The 21,079-nt window shown below is 71.0% G+C and carries 19 protein-coding genes; 11 read left to right on the forward strand and 8 right to left on the reverse strand.

Annotated features, from left to right (window positions below):
* The first annotated feature begins 215 nt into the window (after positions 1-215).
* Both IPJ17_10910 and IPJ17_10915 read left to right on the forward strand, forming a co-directional pair.
* Positions 216-2,999, forward strand: a complete 2,784-nt coding sequence (locus tag IPJ17_10910; protein ID QQR72039.1) for a vitamin B12-dependent ribonucleotide reductase — start codon at positions 216-218, stop codon at positions 2,997-2,999.
* Positions 3,000-3,416: 417 nt separating this feature from the next.
* Positions 3,417-3,989 carry a TlpA family protein disulfide reductase gene (locus IPJ17_10915; protein ID QQR72040.1) on the forward strand — a complete coding sequence of 191 codons (573 nt, stop codon included), beginning with the start codon at positions 3,417-3,419 and terminating at the stop codon, positions 3,987-3,989.
* Positions 3,990-4,010: 21 nt separating this feature from the next.
* Here the strand turns inward: IPJ17_10915 and IPJ17_10920 are convergent, their stop codons facing one another.
* The 3 genes from IPJ17_10920 to IPJ17_10930 form a co-directional block, all read right to left on the reverse strand.
* Complete coding sequence (locus tag IPJ17_10920) at positions 4,011-5,984, reverse strand: acyltransferase (GenBank protein QQR72041.1); 1,974 nt, start codon at positions 5,982-5,984, stop codon at positions 4,011-4,013.
* 165 nt (positions 5,985-6,149) lie between these two features.
* A complete protein-coding gene (locus IPJ17_10925; GenBank protein QQR72042.1) occupies positions 6,150-6,773 on the reverse strand; it encodes an OmpA family protein in 624 nt (207 codons plus the stop codon).
* A gap of 75 nt (positions 6,774-6,848) precedes the next feature.
* Complete coding sequence (locus IPJ17_10930; GenBank protein ID QQR72043.1) at positions 6,849-7,871, reverse strand: VWA domain-containing protein; 1,023 nt, start codon at positions 7,869-7,871, stop codon at positions 6,849-6,851.
* Here IPJ17_10930 and IPJ17_10935 point away from each other — a divergent pair.
* The 5 genes from IPJ17_10935 (at position 7,861) to IPJ17_10955 (ending at position 12,783) form a co-directional block, all read left to right on the forward strand.
* Positions 7,861-8,097 carry a hypothetical protein gene (locus IPJ17_10935; GenBank protein QQR72044.1) on the forward strand — a complete coding sequence of 79 codons (237 nt, stop codon included), beginning with the start codon at positions 7,861-7,863 and terminating at the stop codon, positions 8,095-8,097. The two genes, IPJ17_10930 and IPJ17_10935, sit on opposite strands and share 11 nt — an antisense overlap.
* Positions 8,098-8,184: 87 nt before the next feature.
* A complete protein-coding gene (locus IPJ17_10940) occupies positions 8,185-9,252 on the forward strand; it encodes a hypothetical protein (GenBank protein QQR72045.1) in 1,068 nt (355 codons plus the stop codon).
* 43 nt (positions 9,253-9,295) lie between these two features.
* Positions 9,296-10,132, forward strand: coding sequence for an MBL fold metallo-hydrolase (locus IPJ17_10945; protein QQR72046.1), 837 nt, complete (start codon positions 9,296-9,298; stop codon positions 10,130-10,132).
* Positions 10,133-10,151: 19 nt separating this feature from the next.
* Positions 10,152-12,200, forward strand: coding sequence for a TRAM domain-containing protein (locus IPJ17_10950; protein QQR72047.1), 2,049 nt, complete (start codon positions 10,152-10,154; stop codon positions 12,198-12,200).
* A gap of 85 nt (positions 12,201-12,285) precedes the next feature.
* Positions 12,286-12,783 (forward strand): 6-carboxytetrahydropterin synthase, encoded by a 498-nt coding sequence (locus IPJ17_10955; GenBank protein ID QQR72048.1) that lies wholly within the window; start codon positions 12,286-12,288, stop codon positions 12,781-12,783.
* Here the strand turns inward: IPJ17_10955 and IPJ17_10960 are convergent.
* The 3 genes from IPJ17_10960 to IPJ17_10970 form a co-directional block, all read right to left on the reverse strand.
* The gene (locus IPJ17_10960; GenBank protein ID QQR72049.1) at positions 12,756-13,904 is read right to left on the reverse strand and encodes a glycosyltransferase; all 1,149 of its coding nucleotides are present in this window, start codon (positions 13,902-13,904) and stop codon (positions 12,756-12,758) included. The two genes, IPJ17_10955 and IPJ17_10960, sit on opposite strands and share 28 nt — an antisense overlap.
* 4 nt (positions 13,905-13,908) lie before the next feature.
* Positions 13,909-14,040: an Rdx family protein gene (locus IPJ17_10965; GenBank protein ID QQR72050.1), complete on the reverse strand. Its 132-nt coding sequence runs from the start codon at positions 14,038-14,040 to the stop codon at positions 13,909-13,911.
* Positions 14,041-14,181: 141 nt separating this feature from the next.
* On the reverse strand, positions 14,182-15,360 hold the full coding sequence (locus tag IPJ17_10970) for a class I SAM-dependent methyltransferase (protein ID QQR72051.1): 1,179 nt from the start codon (positions 15,358-15,360) through the stop codon (positions 14,182-14,184).
* 112 nt (positions 15,361-15,472) lie between these two features.
* Between IPJ17_10970 and folE the strand changes: the two genes are divergently transcribed.
* The 3 genes from folE to IPJ17_10985 are packed head-to-tail and all read left to right on the forward strand — an operon-like array spanning position 15,473 to position 17,771.
* The gene (gene folE, locus IPJ17_10975; GenBank protein QQR72052.1) at positions 15,473-16,105 is read left to right on the forward strand and encodes a GTP cyclohydrolase I FolE; all 633 of its coding nucleotides are present in this window, start codon (positions 15,473-15,475) and stop codon (positions 16,103-16,105) included.
* Positions 16,105-16,701, forward strand: coding sequence for a GWxTD domain-containing protein (locus IPJ17_10980; protein QQR72053.1), 597 nt, complete (start codon positions 16,105-16,107; stop codon positions 16,699-16,701). Before folE ends, IPJ17_10980 begins: the two co-directional genes overlap by 1 nt.
* Positions 16,698-17,771, forward strand: a complete 1,074-nt coding sequence (locus IPJ17_10985) for a 3-oxoacyl-ACP synthase (GenBank protein ID QQR72054.1) — start codon at positions 16,698-16,700, stop codon at positions 17,769-17,771. Before IPJ17_10980 ends, IPJ17_10985 begins: the two co-directional genes overlap by 4 nt.
* A 93-nt stretch (positions 17,772-17,864) precedes the next feature.
* Here the strand turns inward: IPJ17_10985 and IPJ17_10990 are convergent, their stop codons facing one another.
* On the reverse strand, positions 17,865-18,869 hold the full coding sequence (locus tag IPJ17_10990) for a hypothetical protein (GenBank protein QQR72055.1): 1,005 nt from the start codon (positions 18,867-18,869) through the stop codon (positions 17,865-17,867).
* Between the two features lie 45 nt (positions 18,870-18,914).
* On the opposite strand from IPJ17_10990, the gene IPJ17_10995 reads away from it, so the two are divergent.
* Positions 18,915-19,988 carry an AAA family ATPase gene (locus tag IPJ17_10995; GenBank protein ID QQR72056.1) on the forward strand — a complete coding sequence of 358 codons (1,074 nt, stop codon included), beginning with the start codon at positions 18,915-18,917 and terminating at the stop codon, positions 19,986-19,988.
* Between the two features lie 40 nt (positions 19,989-20,028).
* On the opposite strand, the gene IPJ17_11000 is transcribed toward IPJ17_10995, so the two are convergent.
* Positions 20,029-21,072: a VTT domain-containing protein gene (locus IPJ17_11000; GenBank protein ID QQR72057.1), complete on the reverse strand. Its 1,044-nt coding sequence runs from the start codon at positions 21,070-21,072 to the stop codon at positions 20,029-20,031.
* Positions 21,073-21,079: the final 7 nt, after the last annotated feature.

Here is a 21,079-nt window from a genome sequence, read left to right on the forward strand (position 1 = left end):
AGCGCCGCCGCCCGGAAAGGCAGGGGAGGCGTAGACTCCTAGCGATTGTGGCGGCCTCCACTCCGGGCCACTAGATGTTGCGGTTTCCCCTTGACAGCCCCGGCGGGGTGGCGTACGTTCTGCCAGCTTCAATATGAGCCACACGGCCCCTTCCGCCCGCCCGGAGCGTCGCCGGTGGTTTCTTCAAAACGCGCGAAACTGAAGGAGCGCAGGCAATGCAGTCGACGGCACACCCCGAGCGCACGGACGGCGAGCAGCCCCGGGTCGAAACCTCCTCCGCCGAGCGGGGGGCGACGGGCCTCCCCTTCCGGCGTTACTTCACCACCGCCGGCGTCGATCCGTTCGACGCCCTCGAGTGGGAGATCCGCGACGCGGTCATCGGCAACGAGCGCGGCGAGAAAGTCTTCGAGCAGAAGGGGGTGGAAGTCCCCAAGGCCTGGTCGCAGACGGCTACCAACGTCGTGGTCAGCAAGTACTTCCGCGGCCAGCTCGGCACGCCCGGGCGCGAGACCAGCGTCCGGCAACTGATCGGCCGCATCGTCGACACGATGACCGGGTGGGGGCGGCGCGGCGGCTACTTCGCCTCCGAGGAGGACGCCGGCATCTTCGCCGACGAGCTCAAGCACATCCTGGTCAATCAGCTGGCCTGCTTCAACTCGCCGGTCTGGTTCAACGTCGGGATCGAGGAGCACCCGCAGTGCTCGGCCTGCTTCATCAACTCGGTGCAGGACACGATGCAGTCGATCCTCGGGCTGGCCAAGACCGAAGGGATGCTCTTCAAGTACGGCTCGGGCACGGGAAGCAACCTGTCGACGCTGCGCTCGTCGCGCGAGTCGCTCGCCGGCGGCGGGACGGCCTCGGGCCCGGTTTCCTTCATGAAGGGGTTCGACGCCTTCGCCGGAGTGATCAAGAGCGGCGGCAAGACGCGGCGCGCCGCCAAGATGGTGATCCTCGACGTCCAGCACCCCGACGTCGTCGACTTCATCCGTTGCAAGGAGGTCGAGGAGCGCAAGGCCTGGGCGCTCATCGACGCCGGATACGACGGCGGATTCAACGTTCCGGGCGGCGCCTACGACTCGATCGCCTACCAGAATGCCAACCACTCGGTGCGCGTCACCGACGAGTTCATGCGGGCCGTGGTGGAGGATCGCACCTGGTCGACGCGCGCCGTCACCGACGGCCGGCCGATGGACACCTACAAGGCGCGTGACCTGATGAAGATGATCGCCGACGCCACCTGGGTGTGTGGCGATCCGGGGATGCAGTTCGACACCACGATCAACGACTGGCACACCTGCTCCGGCACGGCGCGCATCAACGCCTCGAACCCCTGCTCGGAGTACATGTTCCTCGACGACACCGCCTGCAATCTGGCGTCGCTCAACCTGCTCAAGTTCTTCGATGCCGAGCGCGGCTTCGACGTCGAGAGCTTCGTCCATGCCTGCGAGGTGGTGATCACGGCGCAAGAAATCGTCGTCGATCCGGCGAGCTACCCGACGCCGGCCATCGCCAAGAACTCGCACGAGTACCGGCCGCTCGGCATCGGCTACGCGAACCTCGGCGCGCTGCTGATGGCGCGTGGCCTGCCGTACGACTCCGAATCGGGGCGCGACTATGCCGCCGCGATCACGGCGCTGATGTCCGGCGCGTCCTATGCCCAGTCCGGCCGGATCGCCGAACGGCTCGGTGCGTTCGCCGGCTCCGTCGGCAATCGTGACTCGATGGCGCGCGTGATGCGCAAGCACCGCGACGCGGTCAAGCGGATCGACCCGGCCCACGCGCCGCTCGAGCTGCTGCAGGCGGCCAAGCGGACCTGGGACGAGGTGGTCGAGCACGCCGAGTCGCACGGCCTGCGCAACAGCCAGATCTCGGTGCTGGCGCCGACCGGCACGATCGCCTTCATGATGGACTGCGACACCACCGGCGTCGAGCCCGACATCGCGCTCGTCAAGTACAAGAAGCTCGTCGGCGGCGGGCTGATCAAGATCGTCAACCAGACGGTACCGGCAGCCCTCAAGCGGCTCGGGTACGACAAGGAGGAGATCCGCGCCATCGTCGAGTTCATCGACGAGAACGACACGATCGAGGGCGCGCCCTTCCTCCACGAGGAGCACCTGCCGGTCTTCGACTGCGCTTTCAAGGCCGCGAAGGGCACGCGCTCGATCCACTACATGGGGCATCTCAAGATGCTCGCCGCGGTGCAGCCCTACATCTCCGGGGCGATCAGCAAGACGATCAACATGCCGGAGGACTGCACGGCCGACGAGGTGCTGCAGGCCTACGTCGAAGGGTGGCGGATGGGGCTCAAGGCGATCGCCATCTATCGCGACGGCAGCAAGCGCACGCAGCCGCTGTCGACCAAGCGGGAGGGGGCGACGGCTCCGTCGACCGCCGCCGTGGCCGCCGCCGCTCCGGCGGTGGACAACCGCCCGCGCCGGCGCAAGCTGCCGGACGAGCGGCGGGCGATCACCCACAAGTTCTCGATCAACGAGCACGAAGGCTACTTGACGGTCGGTCTCTACGAGGACGGCCAGCCGGGCGAGATCTTCCTCGTGATGGCCAAGGAGGGCTCGACGATCTCGGGCCTGATGGATGCGCTCGCCACCTCGGTCTCGATCGCGCTGCAGTACGGCGTGCCGCTCAAGACGCTGGTCGACAAGTTCACCCATACCCGGTTCGAGCCGTCCGGATTCACCAAGAACCCGGAGATCCCGATCGCCAAGTCGATCACCGACTACATCTTCCGTTACTTGGCGTCGAAGTTCCTCAACGCGGAACAGAAGCAGCAGGCCGGGGTGGTGATGCGCGACGAGCCCCTGCTGCCGGCGGTCGAGGCCAAGCCGGCAACGGCTCGCCCCGAGCCGATGGTCGAGCAGGCGAAGGTGAGCTTCCTCTACCAGCAGGACGCTCCGTCGTGCCACGAGTGCGGGTCGATCATGGTGCGCAACGGGACCTGCTACAAGTGCCTCAACTGCGGCTCGACGAGCGGGTGCAGCTGAGACGGAGACGGTGCGGACGGGGCGAGTGAACGCCGGAGCAGCGGGGGTCGCGCAGCGCGCGGCCGGCCGGTCGACTGGAGCGTCGAGGCCGGGGGGGCAGGTGCCTCTCCGGCCTCTTGCGTTGGCGGATGCCTCGGCGTCCGCCGGAGTCCGGGGCGCAATGGAGCGCTCCGTCTAGAGCCGGTCCGCGGTGGACCGGCCGCTCCCGCGGCGCGGGGGCAGGGAGGCCAGGAGATGGCGACCAAGAAGGCTGCGAAGAAGGCTGCGAAGAAGCCCGCGAAGAAGGCGGCCAAGAAGACCGCCAAGAAGTAAGCCTCGCTGTCGCTGCACTGTCGAGCCGTGCCCGCGGGTCGCGATCGACCCGCGCGGTCGCGGCTCTTTTTTTGTCCTCTCCCGACACGGTAAGCTCGCCGCCCGATGAGCGACCCCACCTCGATGGTGCCCCCTCCCAGCCGGCCGCGCGTGCCATGGCCGATCGCCCTGGGCCTGGCGCTCGCCGCGATCGCTGCGGCGGGCCTCTTCTCGACGCTTCAGCGCCGCGCCGCCCCGCTGACCGGGGTGGAGACCGGCGGCGGGGCCCCGGCGGCGCCCGCCTTCCGGCTCGCCTCGCTCGACGGTCGCCAGCTCGGTCCCGCCGACTTCGCCGGCCAGGTGGTCCTCGTCGACTTCTGGGCGACCTGGTGCGGGCCATGCCGCATGCAGGCCGAGGTGCTCGCCGGGCTCCATCGAACGCAGCACGGTCGCCCCGTGCAGTTCCTTGCCGTGAGCGTCGGCGAGGAAGAGGCCACGGTACGCCAGTTCGCCCAGGAGAACCCGTTCGAGTATCCGGTGCTGCTCGATCCGGGAAGCCGGGTCGCCGACTCGTTCGAAGTGATGGCGTTGCCGACGATCGTCGTCCTCGACCGCCACGGCCGCGTCGTTCTCAAGGAGTCCGGGCTGACGGACGCCGCGACGATCGAGAAGGCGCTTGCCGCTGCCGCTTCGAGCTAGAGAGCGCGGCGCGCCACCCGCCTACGGCGCCGGCGGCGGCAGGAGGGCGGTGAGCTCCGCCTCGAAGGCGAGCGCGCCCTGCGCCGAGACGTGGGTCTCGTCGGTATAGAACAGGGTGCCGTCGATCACGGCCTCGCAGCTTCCGCTGGCACAGAGCCTCACCGCGGGATCGAGGACCTTCACGCGGGGCTCGTGCGCGGCGATCTCGGTCAGCTGCGCGACGACCGAACGTTGCCGCGCTTCGTGATCCGCGCGGCTGACCCGGAATTCGAGCCCGCGCTGCAGCGCGCCGACCGGCGATCGCGCCAGGTCGGGAACCGAGGCGATGACGACCACCGGTGCGATTCGGGCGAGCCGGGCGATCGTCTCCGGCAGCCGGGACGTCATCGCCTCGCGACTCGAAGCAAGCGACGGCAGATCGCGCGGGGACGTCGTCACGAGGTGTCCCGGCCCGCGTTCGCCCGGCACCGGTTCGTTGACGTAGGCGCCCCAACGCGCCGTGAGGACGATCAGCGTCGGCCGGGCGGACTCGAGAAACGCCAGCTTCCAGGTCGAGTCGTCGAGCTCGCATCCCGGATGAAGCGGCGTCCGCACGGCGAGCAACGGTGGGCAACCCGAGATCGAGAGGACCTCGGCCTCGCCGCCCCGTCGTCTGGCCACGGCGTGAGCGAGTGGTCCCCAGGACTCGGCGGTGCTGTCGCCCCACATCACGATCCGCGTCGCGCTCCCCGTTCCGCCGCTGCTGCTGCAGTACCGTCGCCCCGACGCCGGCAACGGCTCCGGCCAGGGGCAGGGGAACGCGGCGATCTGCGCTCGCAGCTCGCCGTCGCGGAAGAGCTCCTGCTGCAGCAACTCGGCCATCGGCGAGGGCTCGACGAGCGGGCGAAGCGGAACGGAGCGCAGGATCGCGGCGGACCCCGCGACCGCGAGGAGCGCTGCGCTCAACGCCAGCACGGTGGGTCGCGGCCACCGGGAGTAGAGCGTGCGGACCGGCATCTCGACCCAGCGATAGGTGGCCGTCGCCAGGATCAGCGCCAGGATCATCGCCGCGGAGCGCAGCGCCAGGGAGGCTTGCGGGGTCGCCACCTCCTGGAACGACAAGAGCGGCCAGTGCCAGAGGTAGAGCGGGTAGCTCACCATCCCCAGGCCGACGGCGAGCGGATGCGACAGCACCCGCCGCCCGAGCCAGGTGCCGGGAGCGGCGCGCAACAGCAGGGCGGTACCGACGACCGGGGCGAGCGCCGACCACGACGGGAAAGGCGCTGCCGGGTCGATGGCGACAGCTCCGCCGAGGATCAGTCCGCCGCCGACCCATGCCGCGAGCTCGGTGCGCCAGGCCGCCCGGGTGACGGGTGCGGTCGGTTGGAGGTGGGCCAGGCAGGCGCCGGCGAGGAGCTCCCAGAAGCGAAACCACGGGAGGTAGAAGGCCGCATCGGGCGAGGAGGCCGAGACGGCGACGGTCGCGGCGAAGGAGGCCAGCGCCAGGCAGAGCGTCGTCGGCAAGACGCGCCGCGGACGGCGCACCAGCCACCAGAGCAGGACGGGCCAGAGCAGATAGAACTGCTCTTCGATGCCGAGCGACCAGAGGTGGAGCAGCGGTTTCTCGATCGCCCGGCTGTCGAAGTAGCCGCTGCCGAACCAGAAGGCGATGTTGGCGACGAAGAGTGTCGCCGCGAGGGTGTGGCTCGCCAGCTCGCGCAGCTCGCCGGCAAGCAGCAGCCAGCGACCCGCGAGCAGGGTCGTCGCCAGGACGACGACCAGGGCCGGCGCCAGTCGTCGGATGCGCAGCTCGTAGAAGCGGCGAAACCGTCCCGGCTCGCCGTCGGCCACCAGGATCTGCGTGATCAGGTAGCCCGAGAGCACGAAGAAGACGTCGACGCCGATGAAGCCGCCGCGCAACCCCCGGGGTGCCAGGTGATAGGCGATCACCAGGGTGATCGCCAGGGCCCGCATTCCGTCGATGTCGCGGCGACGTCCGGGATCGTCACGACCCATCAGCGGGGGTCGAAGGAGGGGCCGGGTTGGCGGTTCGACCGTCCAACCCGGCGGGACAATCCACCGCGCGGGCCCGGGACGTGACCCTCGGGCGTCGCGCGCGTCGCCGAAGCCCGAGCGGGCGAGGGGCCCTGCCGGCTGGCGCGCACCGGATCGACGGCCGGGCTACTGCAGGACCACCAGCACGACGCGGCGGTTCTGATCGCGCCCCTCACGCGTCTTGTTGTCGGCCACCGGCGAGGTCTCGCCGTAGGAGATCACCGACATGCGGTGCAACGGCATCCCCTTGAGACTGAGATAGCGGCGTACCGCCTCGGCCCGCGACTCACCCAGCTTGTAATTGTAGTCGTCGCTGCCGATCGAGTCGGTGTGACCCTGGATCTCGACGTAGACCGGCTTGTTCTCGCCCTTGAGCTTGGCGGCCAGCTCGTCGAGTGCGACCTTGGCCGCGTCGGCGAGCTCGGTCTTGTTGAAGCCGAAGCGGATCTTGTCGTCGGACAGGACGGTCTCGTAGAGGAACTTGCCTTCGGCAAGCTTGCCGGCGGCCAGAGCGCGATCGAGCGCCTCCTGGGCGGTCTTCGAGGCCTTCTGCGTCTCCTGGGCGTTGGCCGAGAGCCGTTCGTCGTGCTGCTTGAGCTGGGTCTGGGCGTCCTCGACCTGCGTCTGGACGGTGTCGACCCGGCGATTGACGGTCTGGACTTCGCCGGAGACGTATTCCTTGGTGGCGCAGCCGACGGTTCCGAGGGCGAGCAGCGTCAAGGTCGAGAAGGCAAGGGTCTGGTGGCGCATCGATTCTCCTTTACTCGGCGCGGTCGTGGGGTCCGCCGGCGTCGACTCGGCCACTCGCCGCCGCCGACCTCCGGCTCAGGGAGTCGGAGATGTTCCGTCGTACCCCGCCCGGGTGAGGACCCGGAGGTTCTTGCGGCCCGGGACGTCGACCGTGAGACGGTGAAAGACCATCTTGCCGGAAGGTGCGGTCGGAAAGCTCAGCACGTACTGATACCGCAAGTCGTCGGCGATGGCCGCGCAGGCCTCCTTCATCGCGTCGGGCCCGGTGATCGCATGGTAGCGGCCTCCGGTCAGGCTGGCAAGCAGATTCAACGCATCGGCGTAGCGGAAGAGCTTGGCGCCGCTCGGGTCGAGCTGGAAGGGGTCGCCGGTCGACAACCCGAGCACATAGACCGGGAGCTCGGCCTGGCGGACCACCTCGCGGGCCTGAGTGGCTGAAAGCAGGCTGGCGTTGTCGACGCCGTCGGTGATCAACAGCGCCGCCCGCTTCGGATGGCGTGCCGCGCTGGCGATCTCGGGCAGACGAGCGATGGCGTCGTGCAGGGCGGTGGTGCCGTAGGCCTCCCAGGCGTCCATCGCCTCGCGCACCGCTCCGAGGTCCTCGGTGAACGGGACCTCCACCCGGGTCGCGCCGCCGGCGAACGAGGCCACGGCGAGCTCGTCGCCCGGGATGGCGCGATCGAGGAAGAGGCCGAGCGCCTGGCGGCTCGCCTCGAGCTTGTCGGCTTCCGCCATGCTGCCGGAGACGTCCTGCAGCACGACGATGCTCCACGGGGCCTCGGAGCGGCGCTCGAGCTCGCGGATCTTCACCGGCCGACCATCGACCTGGAGTCGGAAGTCCCCGGCCTCGAGATCGCGCACGTAGCCACCTCGACCTCGCACCACGACCGGCACCAGCACCCAACCGACCGACACCTCCTCGGCGAACACCGGGAGCTTGGCAGGTGGCGGGACGGGAGCGGTGGGCGGTGCGGCCGCAGCGAGGAGGACGCCGGCGGCCATCACGACCCCCAGCCGAACGAGCCCGGTGCGGCGACCCGACCAGAAGCTAGACTGGCCGGCAGCCTCGGGGCGCGAAGGAGAGACGATGGTCGACATCCGGGACATTTCGGTGAAGTGCGGGAATTGTAATACCTACCAGACGCTGGTCGGATTCGGCCGGCGCGACGCCTGGAACATCTACACCTACGAGTGCGAGAACGACCGCTGCGATCCGGCGGTGACCCGCACCCTGATCGAGCTGCCACGCGAGATCGACGAGTTCGCGCGGCGCGATCCGGAGTGGAGAGGCGGGGCCGTGGGAGCGGGCGGCGGAGAGGGTTGAAGATCGAGGGCCGGCGGGCCCTGTGCTAACCTTTTTCCACCCTCGCGCCTTCGGCGCGACGCTCGAATACCCGCCTGGGAGGGAATCATGAAGAAGACGATTATCCACGTCGTGGGCACGGGCACGATCGGCGAGCCGCTTATCGGGCTGTTCACCGATTTCAAGCACTATCTCGGAGTCGACGAGGTCACCTTCCACAAGCGCACGCCCCTTTCTTCGGACCGGGCGAAGATCAAGCACTTGATGGCCCGAGGCGCCAAGCTGGCGGTCGACAGCGACCAGCGCGACGCCTTCGAGCGGATGGGCCACGAGGTGTCCTACGAAGCCGACGAGGCGCTTGCCCGCGCCACCGTGGTGATCGACTGCACGCCGGCCGGCAACGACATGAAGTCGAAGTTCTACGACCACGTCGTCGGTCCCAAGGGGTTCCTCGCCCAGGGCAGCGAAGCGGGATTCGGCAAGCCCTACGCCACGGGAGTCAACGACGAGGCGCTGATTCCGGGTGAGGACCGCTTCATCCAGATCGTCTCCTGCAACACCCACAACATCACGACGCTCATCAAGACGCTCGCCCTCGAGCAGGACGGGCGCTACTCGCTCGAGCGCGGCACCTTCGTCTGCATGCGCCGCTCGAACGATATCTCGCAGACCAAGGACTTCAGCCCGGCGCCACAGGCCGGCAAGCACGACGATCCGGGCTTCGGCACGCACCACGCCCACGACGCGCATCGCGTCTTCGAGACGCTGCACCTCGATTTCGATCTCTTCTCGAGCTCCGTCAAGCTCAACACGCAGTACATGCACCAGATCTGGTTCAACCTGCGCTTCGACCGCGACATCACCAAGCAGGAGATGATCGACCGTCTGAGTGCCAACCCGCTGGTGGCGCTGACCGACAAGCGCAACGCCAACGAGATCTTCAGCTTCGGTCGCGACCACGGCTACTACGGCCGCATCCTGTCGCAGACCGTGCTGGTCACCCCGACGCTCGCCGTGCGCAAGAACCGCGACCTTTACGGCTTCTGTTTCACCCCCCAGGACGGCAACTCGCTGCTCTCGTCGATCGCCGCGGCGCTCTGGCTGATCGAGCCGGACTGGAAGAGCGTCGAGCATCGCCTCGAATGGACGAAGCGCTGGCTCTATCACGAGATCTGACGCCGCGCCGCGCGGGCGTCCCGCCGGCGGCAGGACTTCCGCGATGAGCACGCGCGCCAACAGACTGCAGCTCGGCGAGCTGGCGATCGAGGGGAGCTCGCGCGCCGGCGAGGAGACCTGGTTCCGCGTCTCGCCGCCGGGGCTCGCCTTCGATGCCGGCCGCGGGCCCCTGGCGCTCGCCGGGGTGCGCCAGATCTTCCTCACCCACGGTCACCTCGACCACGCGCTCGGCGTGCCCTACCTGCTGTCGCGGCGCGCCCTCGAGCATCCGGAGGGGCGGCGCGTCTACTGTCCGGCGGAGATCGCCGACGATCTGCGCGGCTTGATCGCCGCGGCCGAGCGGCTCGAGCGGACCTCGTATCCGTTCGAGCTGCTGCCGCTCGCGCCGGGGGACCGGGTCGAGGTGGGGCGCGACCTGGCCGTCGAGGCGTTCGCCTCTGCCCACGTCGTGCCGGGCCTGGGCTACCATCTGTTGCGCCGTCGCCGGCACCTCGGCGAGGCCTACCGCGACCTCGCCGCCGAGGAGCTGGTCGAGCTCAAGCGGCGCGGCGTGGCCGTCGAAGAGCTGGCCGAAGAGCGCTGGCTCTCCTACTGCGGCGACACCGGACCGCAGGTTTTCGACCGGCAGCCGGAGCTCTACGAGAGCCGCGTGCTGATGGTCGAGTGCACCTTCCTCGCCGCGCGGCACCGCGAGCGGGCGGGGGAGTTCGGTCACCTGCACCTCGAGGACCTCGTCGAGCGACAGGAGCGGTTCGCCAACGAGGTCGTGGTGCTCTATCACCTCAGTCGCCGGCATCGGCGCGAGGAGCTCGAAAGGGAGGTCGCTCGTTGTCTGCCGAGACTCGCCGGACGGATCCGCATCCTGCTCGCCGAACCATGAATGCGGGAAGGGGACGGCGATGAGCGAGAGCACCGTCGCGCAGCGGCTCGCCGAGCTCGAGGAGCTCGAGCTCTCGATCGACCAGTTGGTCGCCGGGGGCGAGGGTCTGGGGCGCTTCGAGGGGATCCCTGTCTTCGTGCCGCGCACGGCGCCCGGCGATCGCGTGCGCGTGCGACTGGTGGAGCGCCGGCCGGACTACGCGCGTGCCGAGCTGCTCGAGCTGATCGCTCCGGGTCCGGGGCGCCGCGAGCCGCCCTGTCCGCATTTCGAACGCTGCGGCGGTTGCGATCTGCAGCATCTCGACGACCGCCTGCAGGTGCGGCTCAAGGTGCTGGCGGTGGCCGAGACACTGAAGCGGATCGCCGGCTTCGAGCTGCCGGCTTCCGGCGTCGACATCGTCGCCGGCGATCCCTGGGGCTGGCGCCTGCGCTGTCAGCTGCACGTCGAGGAGAGCGCGGGCGGTGCCGTCGTCGGCTACTTCGCGCGTCGCAGTCGCGAGCTGGTTGCGATCGACCGCTGCCCGGTGCTGGTGCCGGAGCTCGAGGCCGAGCTGGCGACGCTCGGCCGGCGGCTGCCGCCGGGCGGCGCGCCGCGACGGATCGACCTCGCGGCGGGTGAGCCCGGGCAGATCACCGTGGCGCCGGTGCTCGCCGGACTGCCGCACGGCGACATCTCGCTGCGCGTCGGCGGCTTCGACTACCGCTTCGACGCCCGCTGCTTCTTCCAGGGACATCGCGGTCTGCTCGGCGAGCTGGTCGAACGGGTGGTCGGATCCTGGACCGGTGAGCGCGCCTACGACCTCTACGGCGGTGTCGGACTCTTCGCGCTGCCGCTATCGCGACGCTACCGCGACGTCGTGCTGGTCGAGGGCGACCGGATCGCCGCGCGTTTCGCCCGCCTGAACTTCCGCGCCGATCGCCGCGCGGCGGGCAGCGGTGCGGGCCTGCCCTTCCTGCCGCAGGGCGAGGTCGTGGCGCAGGCGGTGGAATCGTGGATCGGCGACGGCCTGCCCGCCGGCGCCGACCGCGTCGTCGTCGATCCGCCGCGCGCCGGCCTGTCGGGTGCGGTGCTCGACACCCTGCTGGCCCGTCGACCGAAACGTCTGACCTACCTCTCCTGCCACTCGGCGACACTGGCCCGCGATCTTCGCCGCCTGCTCTCCGTCTACGACGTCGAGCAGCTGGCCTTCATCGACCTCTTCCCGCAGACCGGCCATCTCGAGCTGCTGGTTCAGCTCGTCGAGAGCGATCGACCGTCGCCCGAGCGCGTCGAGGTCGAGCCGGATGCGACGCGGACGCCGGAGGTCGGCGAGTCGTTCCTGGCGATCGAACGCGCCGCCAAGCAGCAGCGCGAGATCGAGGCCCGTCGCGCCGCGCGCGAACGGCGGATGGGGGCCCCCGGGCGAGGGAGGGATCGCGCGCCGGCGTTCGGCTCGCGCCCGGAGCGTCCGTTCAAACCGCGTCGCGAGTTCGTGATCGACGGTCCGCCGCGTCGCGAGGGCGCTCCGCCGTCGGGGGATCGCCGGCCGCGTCGCGAGGGACGGCCTCCCTCGGGTGCCGGCTCGCGCCCGGAGCGTCCGTTCAAGCCGCGTCGCGAGTTCGTGATCGACGGTCCGCCGCGTCGCGAGGGTGCTCCGCCGTCGGGGGATCGCCCGCCGCGTCGCGAGGGACGGCCTCCCTCGGGTGGCGGCTCGCGCCCGGAGCGCCCGTTCAAGCCGCGCCGCGAGTTCGTGATCGACGGTCCGCCGCGTCGCGAGGGTGCTCCGCCGTCGGGGGATCGCCCGCCGCGTCGCGAGGGACGGTCTCCCTCGGGCGGTGGCTCGCGCCCGGATCGTCCGTTCAAGCCGCGCCGCGAGTCCCGCAGCGACGTCCCGCCGCGATCCGATCGTCGACCGCCCTCGGGCGATCGCCCGCCGCGTCGGGATGGCCCTGGCGGTCCGCCCCGCGGCGGTCGTCCGCCTCGTCCGGCCGGGCCCGGGGGCGCGTCGGGTCCGCGCCGACCGGCAGGTGGCTCGCGACCGGGGTTCCGTCGCCGCCCGAAGGACGGCGAGGAGCCGCCGGAGAGCTGATCACCGTTCGTCGCCCGTCGTCGGTCGGCCGTCGGCGCGCGACAGGGCCGCGGAGGGGCCGCCGTCGGCGGGCTACAATGCCGCCATGAGTGCCCCTTCCGGCTACCGCATCGAGCTCGCCAAGGAGGACTTCAAGTTCTCCGCGGCGCATTTCACGCTCTTCGGGCCGGAGGCGGCCGAGCGGTTGCACGGCCACAACTATCGCGTCTCGATCGCCGTGTCCGGCCCGTCGCTCGACGAACGCGGGCTGTTGGTGGATTTCGATCGCCTGAAGCGGGCGGTGCGCGACTGCTGCGCGGCGCTCGACGACCGGATCCTCGTGCCGACCGGGTCGGACTGGCTCGCGATCGCCATCGCCGGGGGTGAGGTGGAGGTGCGCTACGCCGGTCGTCGCTACGTCTTCCCGGAGTCGGAGGTCGTGCTGCTGCCCTGCGTCAACACCTCGGTCGAGCTCCTGGCCCGACATCTCTGGGGGATCCTGTCGCGCGACCTCGCCGGCCTGCCGCTCGATTCGCTGGCGGTTGCGGTCGAGGAGACCGCGGGCCAGCGCGGTCGCTACGAGGCGTCGCTCTCCCCGGACTGATCGGGCACGATCGGCCGCCCCTTCCAGGAGGCGAGTCGGCCTCGGCGAACGTCGCGGCGGGCGACGGCGAGCAGCAGGGCCAGCGCGAAGCTGTCCCAAGGCCAGAGCCAGGCGTGCCGCAGCGGGTGCGAGCTGGTCGCTCGCAGGATGGCCGAGGCCGCCACGCCGCCGGCCCAGAGGATGGCGGCCGGTCGCCACGCGCCGCCGGCGAGCGCCGCGAGCGCGAGGGTCCCCGGCGCGGCGAGCGCCAGGACGATGGCCCAGAGCCGCCCTGGCCGATGGCCGAAGATCAAGGCCAGATTGCGCCGCCAGCCGCGCCACGTGGCGACGAGCCCGCGGTACATGCGCACGTCGAGCAGGTCGAGGGCGCGCACGAAGCCGGTGCGCCGTCCCGCCGACTGGAACGCACGCGCCAGCGCCACGTCGTCGAGCGCCGCCTGGCGAATGGCGGCGAAACCCCCAGCCGCGCCGAGCGCCTCGCGTCGCATCAGCAGGAACTGGCCGTTGGCGAGCGGGGAGGCGGCCGTGCCGCGGGCCTGGGGACGCCAGTCGCCGAGTGTCCGGTCGAGCAGGGCGAAGACCGGCGGCGTCAGCAGGGCCTCGCCGAGGCCCGCCACCTTCTGGTGTCCGGCGAGCGAGAGGAGATCGAGACCGTCGCGCTGCGCCGTGGCGAGGGCGCGAGCGAGGACCGTGGAGGCGTGGCGCGTGTCCGCGTCGGTGGTGAGAATCCAGGGCGAATCGACCCCGTCGAGGCCGCGGTCGAGCGCATGCACCTTGCCGCGCCAGCCTTCGGGCAGGTCGCCGGCGGAGACCACCTCCAGCCGTCGTCCGGCGGCCGGCAGCGAGGCGATCAACCCTTCCACCCGCTCGACGGTCCGGTCGCTCGAGCTGTCGTCGATGACCCGCACGCGGGGACGAGCGGTCTGGCCGAGGAGCGTTTCGACACAGGCGACGACGTCGGCCTCTTCGTCGCGCACCGGCAGCAGGACGGTGACGAGCGGCGGCCCGCCGTTCGACTCGGTCTCGGCCGGAGCGAGCGCCGGGGCACGGTGTCGCTCGAAGGCGACGAGGGCGGCGAATGCCAGCAGGCCCGCCGCGAGGAGCGCGGCGGCGATCAGCAAGCGTTCAGGTTCCCAGGCGGTCGCGCAGACTGGCGACCACTTCGCCGGGCTGGGGGAAGCGTGCGGTTTCCCACTTCGAGTAGACGATCTGGCCGTCGAGGCGCACGTCGAAGACGCCGTTGCGACCCCGGATCAACTCGGGGAGGATGCCCAGCTCGCGTTCGATCTCGGCCGCCTGACCGGCGGCGCGCGGCAGGTAGTTTCAAACGACGCAGTACTCGATGGTGATCCGGGACATGGGGGCGCTCCTCTTCCCCACGATTATACGAAGACTCCGTCAGCGGACGCGGCGGCCGCAGATGGCGCCGGTGTGGAACCGCGGGTAGAGGTCGCGGACCCGGGTGAGGTCGGGAACGATCTCGACCGGCGAGAGACCGGCCTCGGCGAACAGGCGCAGCCACTGTTCCGGGGTGAGGAAGCCGGGGTTGGGTCGGCGCTCGCGGTCGAGCTCGACGTTGACGAAGCCCTCGAGGGCGAGGAACACCAGCTCGGCGGCGACCGGCTGACCGGGGAAGAGGCGGATGCACTCTCCGGCCACCAGCCATCCTCCCGGCTTGAGGCGGCCGACGAGAGCGGCGAGGGTGGCCGGCAGGTCGCGCGCGACGTGCAGGACGTTGACCCCGAAGATCAGGTCGAATCCGTCGCCGGCGAGCGCTTCGCCCGCGAGGGGCGGGTTGATGTCGAGCGTGTCGTAGCGCAGCGGCACGCCGGGGAAGCGGGCGCGCGAATTCCGTTCGCCGCGACGGCGGAAGAAAGCGCTCGGCTCGGTGACCTCGTAGCGTCCGATCACGCCCAGGCGACCGGCGCGTTCGAGCTCTTCGAGCAGGGCGGCGGTGGCGCTGCCGGCACCGGCACCGACCTCGAGCACCGAGCTCGGGCCCTCGCCGGGCAACCGATGCGAGACGGCAACGGCGGTGACCCGATTGTTGATCGCGTAGACCGGGTTGCGGTTGTCGAAGTAGTCGCACCAGAGGGCGATGTTGCCGGTGCCGAAGAGGGCGCGCTCGCCGTGCGCCTCGCCCTGCGCCAGCGCCGGATACAAGCCTCCCGCGAGGTCGAGCAGGTCGAGTGTCGGGCGGATCGCCGGGTCCTCGGCGAGGCCGAGCGAGCGCAACTCGGCGAGCGAGGGGGCGGGCAGCTCGCCCGCAGCGTGGTAGCGGCCATCGGGGGTGACGGCGACCGCTCGGTCGGCGGCGAGGCGCCGGAGAATCCAGTCGAGCGCCGGCACGAACGAGGGGGCGAATCCCCTCCGGGCGGCCAGCTCCGCCGCGTCGGCGGGAGAGGCGAGCCCGTCGGCGAGACCGAGGCGAGCGGCGAGCTCGAGCGCCCAGTCGCCGCCGTAGCGCTCGACCAGCTCGACCGAGCGATGGAACGGCTCGGTGAACGGCTCGGTGGGAAGCTCGCCGAGGGCGTCAGCAAGGGCGGGGTGGCGCGGAGCCGGAGCGAACGTCGTCATGAAATCGGATTCTAAGGCCCGGCAAGGCGAAGAGGCTGCCCAATGCAGAAAAAGCGATGGCGTCGCTCACCGCGCCGGTGCCGTGGGCTGCGGTAGGATCGCAGATCACCTCATGAGCGACCTCCCCCACGATCCGGTTCCCTTGACGAGCGGCCCCTCCGGCAGGGACGCGCGCGACAGCGAGGCCGGCAAGCTCGAGCGCATCGCTGCCCATGTCCGGGGCATCCTCGAGGAGCTCGGGCTCGATCTGCAGGAGGCCAACCTGCGCGAGACCGATCGCCGCGTGGCGCGCCTCTACCTCGAGATGTTCCACGGCCTGTCGGAAGGGGCCGAGCCGAAGGTCACCAGCTTCCCGAACGACGAAGGCTACCGGGCGATGGTGATGGAGAAGAAGATCCCCTTCTTCTCGCTCTGTTCGCATCATCTCGTGCCGTTCTACGGCCATGCGCACATGGCCTACATCCCGCGCGACCGCATCCTCGGGCTCTCGAAGTTCGCCCGCATCCTCGAGTTCTACGCCAAGCGGCCGCAGTTGCAGGAGCGGCTGACCGAGCAGGTCGCCGATTTCCTCGAGTCCTCGCTCTCGCCGCTCGGCGTGATGGTGGTGGTCGAGGCGCGGCATCTCTGCGTCGAGATGCGCGGCGTCAAGAAGCCCGGCGCGGTAACGGTGACTTCGGCGATTCGCGGGGCCTTCCACCAGAAGCCGGTGCGCGAAGAGTTCCTCGACCTGTTGCGGTTGGGCTGATGTCGCCGCGTCGCCAGCTCCCTTGGGTGGTTCTCCTCCTGGCCGCAGGCTGCGCGGCGCCCTCGCCGCGCGGCCGCCAGGTCGCCGACCTCACCAACCCCGCCCTCGGCCCGGAGTACGCCCAGTGGCTGGTCGGGGCGATCTCGCGGCTCGCCACGCCGGAGGAGGCACGGCGCTTCCTCGCGCTGGGCTCCGACGCCGAGGCCGAGCGGTTCGTCACCCAGTTCTGGGCGCAGCGCGACCCCAAGCCGGCGACACCGGAGAACGAGGCGCTGCAGCTCTTCGAGAGCCGCTCGCTCGAGGCCGACCGGCTGCTCAGCGAGTCGGGATTCCGTGGCCGGCGCACCGACCGCGGTGCGGTGCTGATCCTCTTCGGCCCGCCGAAGAAGGTCGACTTCGAGATGAGCCCGGATCCGCGCGATCCGCCGATCGAGGTCTGGTTCTACGACCCCGGCACCGTCGGGATCGGTGGGCAGCAGGCCAGACTCTCGTATCGCTTCATCCATCGCGGCGATCTCACCGAGACCTATCGCCCCCGCTCGTCGGGCGGCCGCCCCGGCCTTGCCGACGCGGCCGAGCCGCGGAGATCCGCATGACTCTCCCGTCTGCCGTGCTGGCCGGCTGCGGCGTCGCCGTGCCGCCGCTCACCATCGACAACGCCACGATGGCTCGCGTGCTCGAGACCACCGACGAATGGGTCCGCGAGCGCAGCGGCATCGTGACCCGGCACTTCGTCGAAGAGGGCGTCGGCGCCGCGGAGCTCGGCGCTCAGGCGGCTCAGGCGGCGCTCGACGACGCGGGGATCGCGGCGGGCGAGATCGACTACATCGTCTGCGCGACGATGACGCCCGACCACTACTTCCCGGGTTGCGGCACCCTCATCCAACAGCGGCTCGGCGCGGCGACCGTGCCGGCGCTCGACCTGCGCCAGCAGTGCGCCGGCTTCGCCTACGGGCTCCAGGTGGTGCAGGCGCTCATCGCCAGTGGCGTGGCGCGCTGCGTCCTGCTCGTCGGCACCGACGTGCACACCTCGTTGATGCCGTTCTCGCGGCGTACCTGGGACGTCCTGCTCGGCCGTGACGACGGCCCGCTCTCGCCCGAGGAGCTCGCCTGGAACTCGCGCTTCCGCCACCTCGTCGTCCTCTTCGGTGACGCGGCCGGCGCGATGGTCTTCCGGGCCGACGGCTCGGGAGACGGTCGCGGCATCCTCGGTGCCGAGTTGCACGGCGACGGTGCGCACCAGGGGATCCTCTACGTCCCGGGAGTCGGCTCGGCCCGTCGCCCCTTCGTCTCCGCCGAGCAACTGGCGGCGGGAGACGCCGTGCCGGTGATGGAGGGGCGCCAGGTCTTCAAGCTGGCGGTGACGCGGATGCCGGAGGCGACGCTTCGCCTTCTGCAGCGCCACGGCTACAGCACCGCCGACCTCGACCTGCTGGTGATGCACCAGGCCAATCTGCGGATCAACGAGGCGGCCCAGAAGGTCCTGGGGCTGCCCGACGAGAAGGTGCACAACAACATCCAGCGCTACGGCAACACCACCTCGGCGACGCTGCCGCTCTGCTTCCACGAAGCGCGGGAGCACGGCAAGGCCAAGCCCGGGTCGCTCGTGGCCTTCGCCGCGCTCGGTGCCGGGCTGCACTGGGGCGCCGTGCTGCTGCGCCTCTGATCCAGGAAGACGAAACGCGGGGCGGCGTGGACGGACGTCGTCCCGGCCGAGGCGCCACGGCTCCGCTGCCGGGCGACGCGCCCGCGCCGGTCGCTACTTCTGCGACAGCAGGAGCTGGCGCGCCACCTCGGCGTAGAAGCGCCGGGTCGCCTGCTGCCACTCCACCGCGGTGAACGCCTCGGGGGGAGCGCTCAGCTCGACGACCCCGCGACCGTCGGTCGCAGTGGCCACCTTGATGCGAAAGGTCGACCAGAGGATCGCCCAGTTCGCCGTCGCGTCGACGCGCGGGTCGAAGCGGCTGCCCGACAACAGGACGGCGTCGCGCACCGCGGCGAGGAGCTTGCCCGAGGGGCCGTCGTAGGGACGATCGAAGCTCCGCCGGTCGAGCCGATAGCCGGCCGGAATCTGGTACCGGTCGACCTCGAGCAGCGGCGCGAATGCCGGATGGGCGAGCAGCTCGGCGAAGTTGGCGTCGAAGCGGGCGCGGACGCGCGAGGTCTCGTCGAGGGCGATCGCCCGTTCGAGCTCGCGCGCGGCGAATGCCGCGTAGCCGGCCAGAGCGTAGTTCTTGGCGATGCGGAAACGTGCCTCGGCCGATCGCGGATCGCGGGCCGCGTAGCGCTCGAAGCGCGGCGCGGCCTCTTGCAGGCGACCGGCGAGGAGCAGCGTCGCGCCGAGGTTGAGGTCGTTGTCGGCGGCGGTCGGGTCGAGCGCCTCCGCGCGGGTGAACGCGGCGAGCGCGTCGTCCCAGCGCTTGTCGGCGACCGCCAGCCCGGCGAGTCCGAGCCAGGCCGGGCGCAGCGTCGGATCGACGGCCACGGCCTGCTCGAGGTCGACGCGGCAAGCGGCGAGCTCCCCGGCCATGCAGCGGGCGCTGCCGCGCAGGTAGAGGGCGCGCGGCTCGCGCGGCCGGTGGGCGAGCAGCGGCGCGATCGCCGCCTTTGCCCCGGCGGCGTCGCCCTCGGTGAGCATCGCCTCCACGCGGGTGAGGATCGCGGCGTCCTCGGCCGGCGTGCTGGGAGTGGATGCGGCGGCGACCGGAGGGACGAAGCCGGCGAGGCCGGCGAGCAGCAGGCAGGAGGCGGCACGAGATCCCATGGGCTGAATCTATCGAGGCTCACGCGGCGACGCTATGATCGCGCCGTGAGTTTCCAGGCCCCTCCCCCCACGATGATCGCCGGGGCGCTCGGCCGCCGCGTTCTCGGTCAGGACGAGGCGGTTCGCGAGATGGCGATCGCCCTGGCCAAGAAGGTCGCGGGCCTGCGGGTCGGCAACATCCTGATGATCGGCTCGTCGGGCACCGGCAAGACGACGCTGATGCGGGCGGTGGAGAGCTTCCTCGCCGCCGAACCGGCGCTCGCCGAACGCTCGACGGTCGTGCGCCTGCACGCCAACGTCCTCGGGGAGGAGGCCGAACGCGGGCGGCCGGGCGAGGCGGTGCTGCGCCGCCTGCTCGAGCGCGCCCGCGAGCAGCTCGGCTCGACCGCGCCCCTGCCGGACCTCTTGGCGCGAGCGGTGCGCGGACTGGTCTTCGTCGACGAGGTGGACAAGATCCGCTCCCACGTCGGTGGCCAGCCGAACGTGCGCGGCATCCGGGCGCAGGAAGCGCTGCTCACCCTGATCGAGAACGAGGCGATCCCCTTCGAGCTCCCGGCCTGGGCGGGCGGCGGCCCGGTGACCGTCGATTCGAGCAGCCTGCTCTTCGTTTGCGGCGGGGCGTTCGAAGGGCTCTACGACGCGGTGTTCGACCGGGTGACGGTCGGGCGCGACCGGGGAGCGCTCAAGCCGGTGACGGTGGTCGAAGGCGGCACGGTGCGCGAGGAGCTGCAGTTCCACCTGCGCGACTGGTTGCGCAACGAGGATCTGTTCGACTACGGCATGAGCCCGCAGTTCCTCTCCCGCTTCGACGCCGTGGTGCTGCTCTCCGACCTCGGCGAAGACGAGCTCGTTCGCATCTTCCTCGAGACGCCCGACTCGGGCTACCAGGTGGCGCGCGAGTACTTCGCCAGCCGCGGCATCCATCTCGCCCTGTCGCCGGACGCGGTCCGGCGGATCGCGCGCGAGGCGGCCCGCCAGCCGCGGCTTGGCGCGCGGGCGCTCAAGGAGGTCTTCCGCCGAGTGATCCGCGACTACGAGTTCGAGCCCGAGCGACACGCGGCAGGAGGAGCGCTGCTGCTCGACCTGCGCGAGGTCGAGGCCGGGCTCGCCGGCGGCTGAGAGCGTCGGCGGGCGTCGGGCGCCGCGGCGACCGAGCCGCTCAACGTGCTTCGGCGGCGAGCCGCTTGGCCCGCGCCAGGCGGATCCGCTTGGCCCGCATCCGTCGGCGATGGAAACGCGTCGCCGTCGGAATCATCACCAGCGCGACGAGCAGAGCGAGCGCCACGGCGAGGTCGCGCGCGATGCGTGCCCGGTCGGCCGCCGCGGCGCGCACGATCGCCGAAGAGAAGTAGGTCCAGACGACGACCGCCGGCGCGAGGCCGATCACCGAGCTTGCCATGAACTGGGAGAAGCGCACGCCGGCCACGGCCGCAGCGGCGTTGACCAGGGGGAAGGGCAGCGGCAGGAAGCGGGTGCTGACCAGGGCCCAGAAGCCGTGCCGGTGCAGCATCCGCTCGGCCTTGGCGAGCCGGTTGCCGCCGAACTTTTCGACGGCTTCTCGCCCGAGATAGCGGGCAAGGGCGAAGGTGGTCGCGGCGCCGAGCAGGGTGCCGGCGACGTTCACCGCGCTGCCGAGCGCCGAACCGAAGATCGCTCCGCCGGCGAAGAGCAGCGGTGTCGCCGGAATGCCGAGCGGACAGAGCAGGCCGTAGAGCGCCAGCAGGACGAGCGGGCTCCACCAGTGGCCGCGCGCCGCCTCGAGCATCGCCGAGAAGCGCTCGGGCTCGATCAGGCGACCGAGCGGTGTCCAGCGCAGCGCCGCGAAGGTGCCGCCGAGCAGGGCGACGAGCAAGCCGGCCTTGATCCAGGTCCCCGCATGGGTGGTGTGTGCCGCGTGCGGACGCGGAGCGGTCGACGGCTCGCCGGCGAGCTCGTCGCGCAGCCGGACGACGTCGACGCCGAGCACCCGCCGGGGCAGATGCCGCACCGCCGCGCGGCAGGCGGAGAGCTCCCGTTTCGCGGCGGCCGCGTCTCCCCGCTCTGCCGCCTGGGCAGCGCGGCCGAGCGCGACGAGGCCGGTGAGCAGGGCCGTCTCCGCCGGTCGGCCGGCGTGGGCGGACCGTGCACTCTCCCACGCGGCGATCGCTGCGGCGAAATCCTGGGAGTCGAAGGCTCGCAGGCCGGGGAGGACGGCCGGATCCATCGGGATC

The organism is Holophagales bacterium, assembly GCA_016699405.1.
In the GTDB taxonomy this organism is placed as follows: domain Bacteria; phylum Acidobacteriota; class Thermoanaerobaculia; order Multivoradales; family JAGPDF01; genus JAAYLR01.

What these genes read in the sequence shown, in the direction of transcription:
- IPJ17_10945 (QQR72046.1), top strand. Translation starts at nt 9,296, where the DNA reads ATGAGCACGCGCGCCAACAGACTGCAGCTCGGCGAGCTGGCGATCGAG.
- IPJ17_10930 (QQR72043.1), bottom strand. Translation starts at nt 7,871, where the DNA reads ATGTCGACCATCGTCTCTCCTTCGCGCCCCGAGGCTGCCGGCCAGTCT.
- IPJ17_10980 (QQR72053.1), top strand. Translation starts at nt 16,105, where the DNA reads ATGTCGCCGCGTCGCCAGCTCCCTTGGGTGGTTCTCCTCCTGGCCGCA.
- IPJ17_10935 (QQR72044.1), top strand. Translation starts at nt 7,861, where the DNA reads ATGGTCGACATCCGGGACATTTCGGTGAAGTGCGGGAATTGTAATACC.
- IPJ17_10985 (QQR72054.1), top strand. Translation starts at nt 16,698, where the DNA reads ATGACTCTCCCGTCTGCCGTGCTGGCCGGCTGCGGCGTCGCCGTGCCG.
- IPJ17_10950 (QQR72047.1), top strand. Translation starts at nt 10,152, where the DNA reads ATGAGCGAGAGCACCGTCGCGCAGCGGCTCGCCGAGCTCGAGGAGCTC.
- IPJ17_11000 (QQR72057.1), bottom strand. Translation starts at nt 21,072, where the DNA reads ATGGATCCGGCCGTCCTCCCCGGCCTGCGAGCCTTCGACTCCCAGGAT.
- IPJ17_10915 (QQR72040.1), top strand. Translation starts at nt 3,417, where the DNA reads ATGAGCGACCCCACCTCGATGGTGCCCCCTCCCAGCCGGCCGCGCGTG.
- IPJ17_10940 (QQR72045.1), top strand. Translation starts at nt 8,185, where the DNA reads ATGAAGAAGACGATTATCCACGTCGTGGGCACGGGCACGATCGGCGAG.
- IPJ17_10920 (QQR72041.1), bottom strand. Translation starts at nt 5,984, where the DNA reads ATGGGTCGTGACGATCCCGGACGTCGCCGCGACATCGACGGAATGCGG.
- IPJ17_10925 (QQR72042.1), bottom strand. Translation starts at nt 6,773, where the DNA reads ATGCGCCACCAGACCCTTGCCTTCTCGACCTTGACGCTGCTCGCCCTC.
- IPJ17_10910 (QQR72039.1), top strand. Translation starts at nt 216, where the DNA reads ATGCAGTCGACGGCACACCCCGAGCGCACGGACGGCGAGCAGCCCCGG.
- IPJ17_10970 (QQR72051.1), bottom strand. Translation starts at nt 15,360, where the DNA reads ATGACGACGTTCGCTCCGGCTCCGCGCCACCCCGCCCTTGCTGACGCC.
- folE (QQR72052.1), top strand. Translation starts at nt 15,473, where the DNA reads ATGAGCGACCTCCCCCACGATCCGGTTCCCTTGACGAGCGGCCCCTCC.
- IPJ17_10955 (QQR72048.1), top strand. Translation starts at nt 12,286, where the DNA reads ATGAGTGCCCCTTCCGGCTACCGCATCGAGCTCGCCAAGGAGGACTTC.
- IPJ17_10990 (QQR72055.1), bottom strand. Translation starts at nt 18,869, where the DNA reads ATGGGATCTCGTGCCGCCTCCTGCCTGCTGCTCGCCGGCCTCGCCGGC.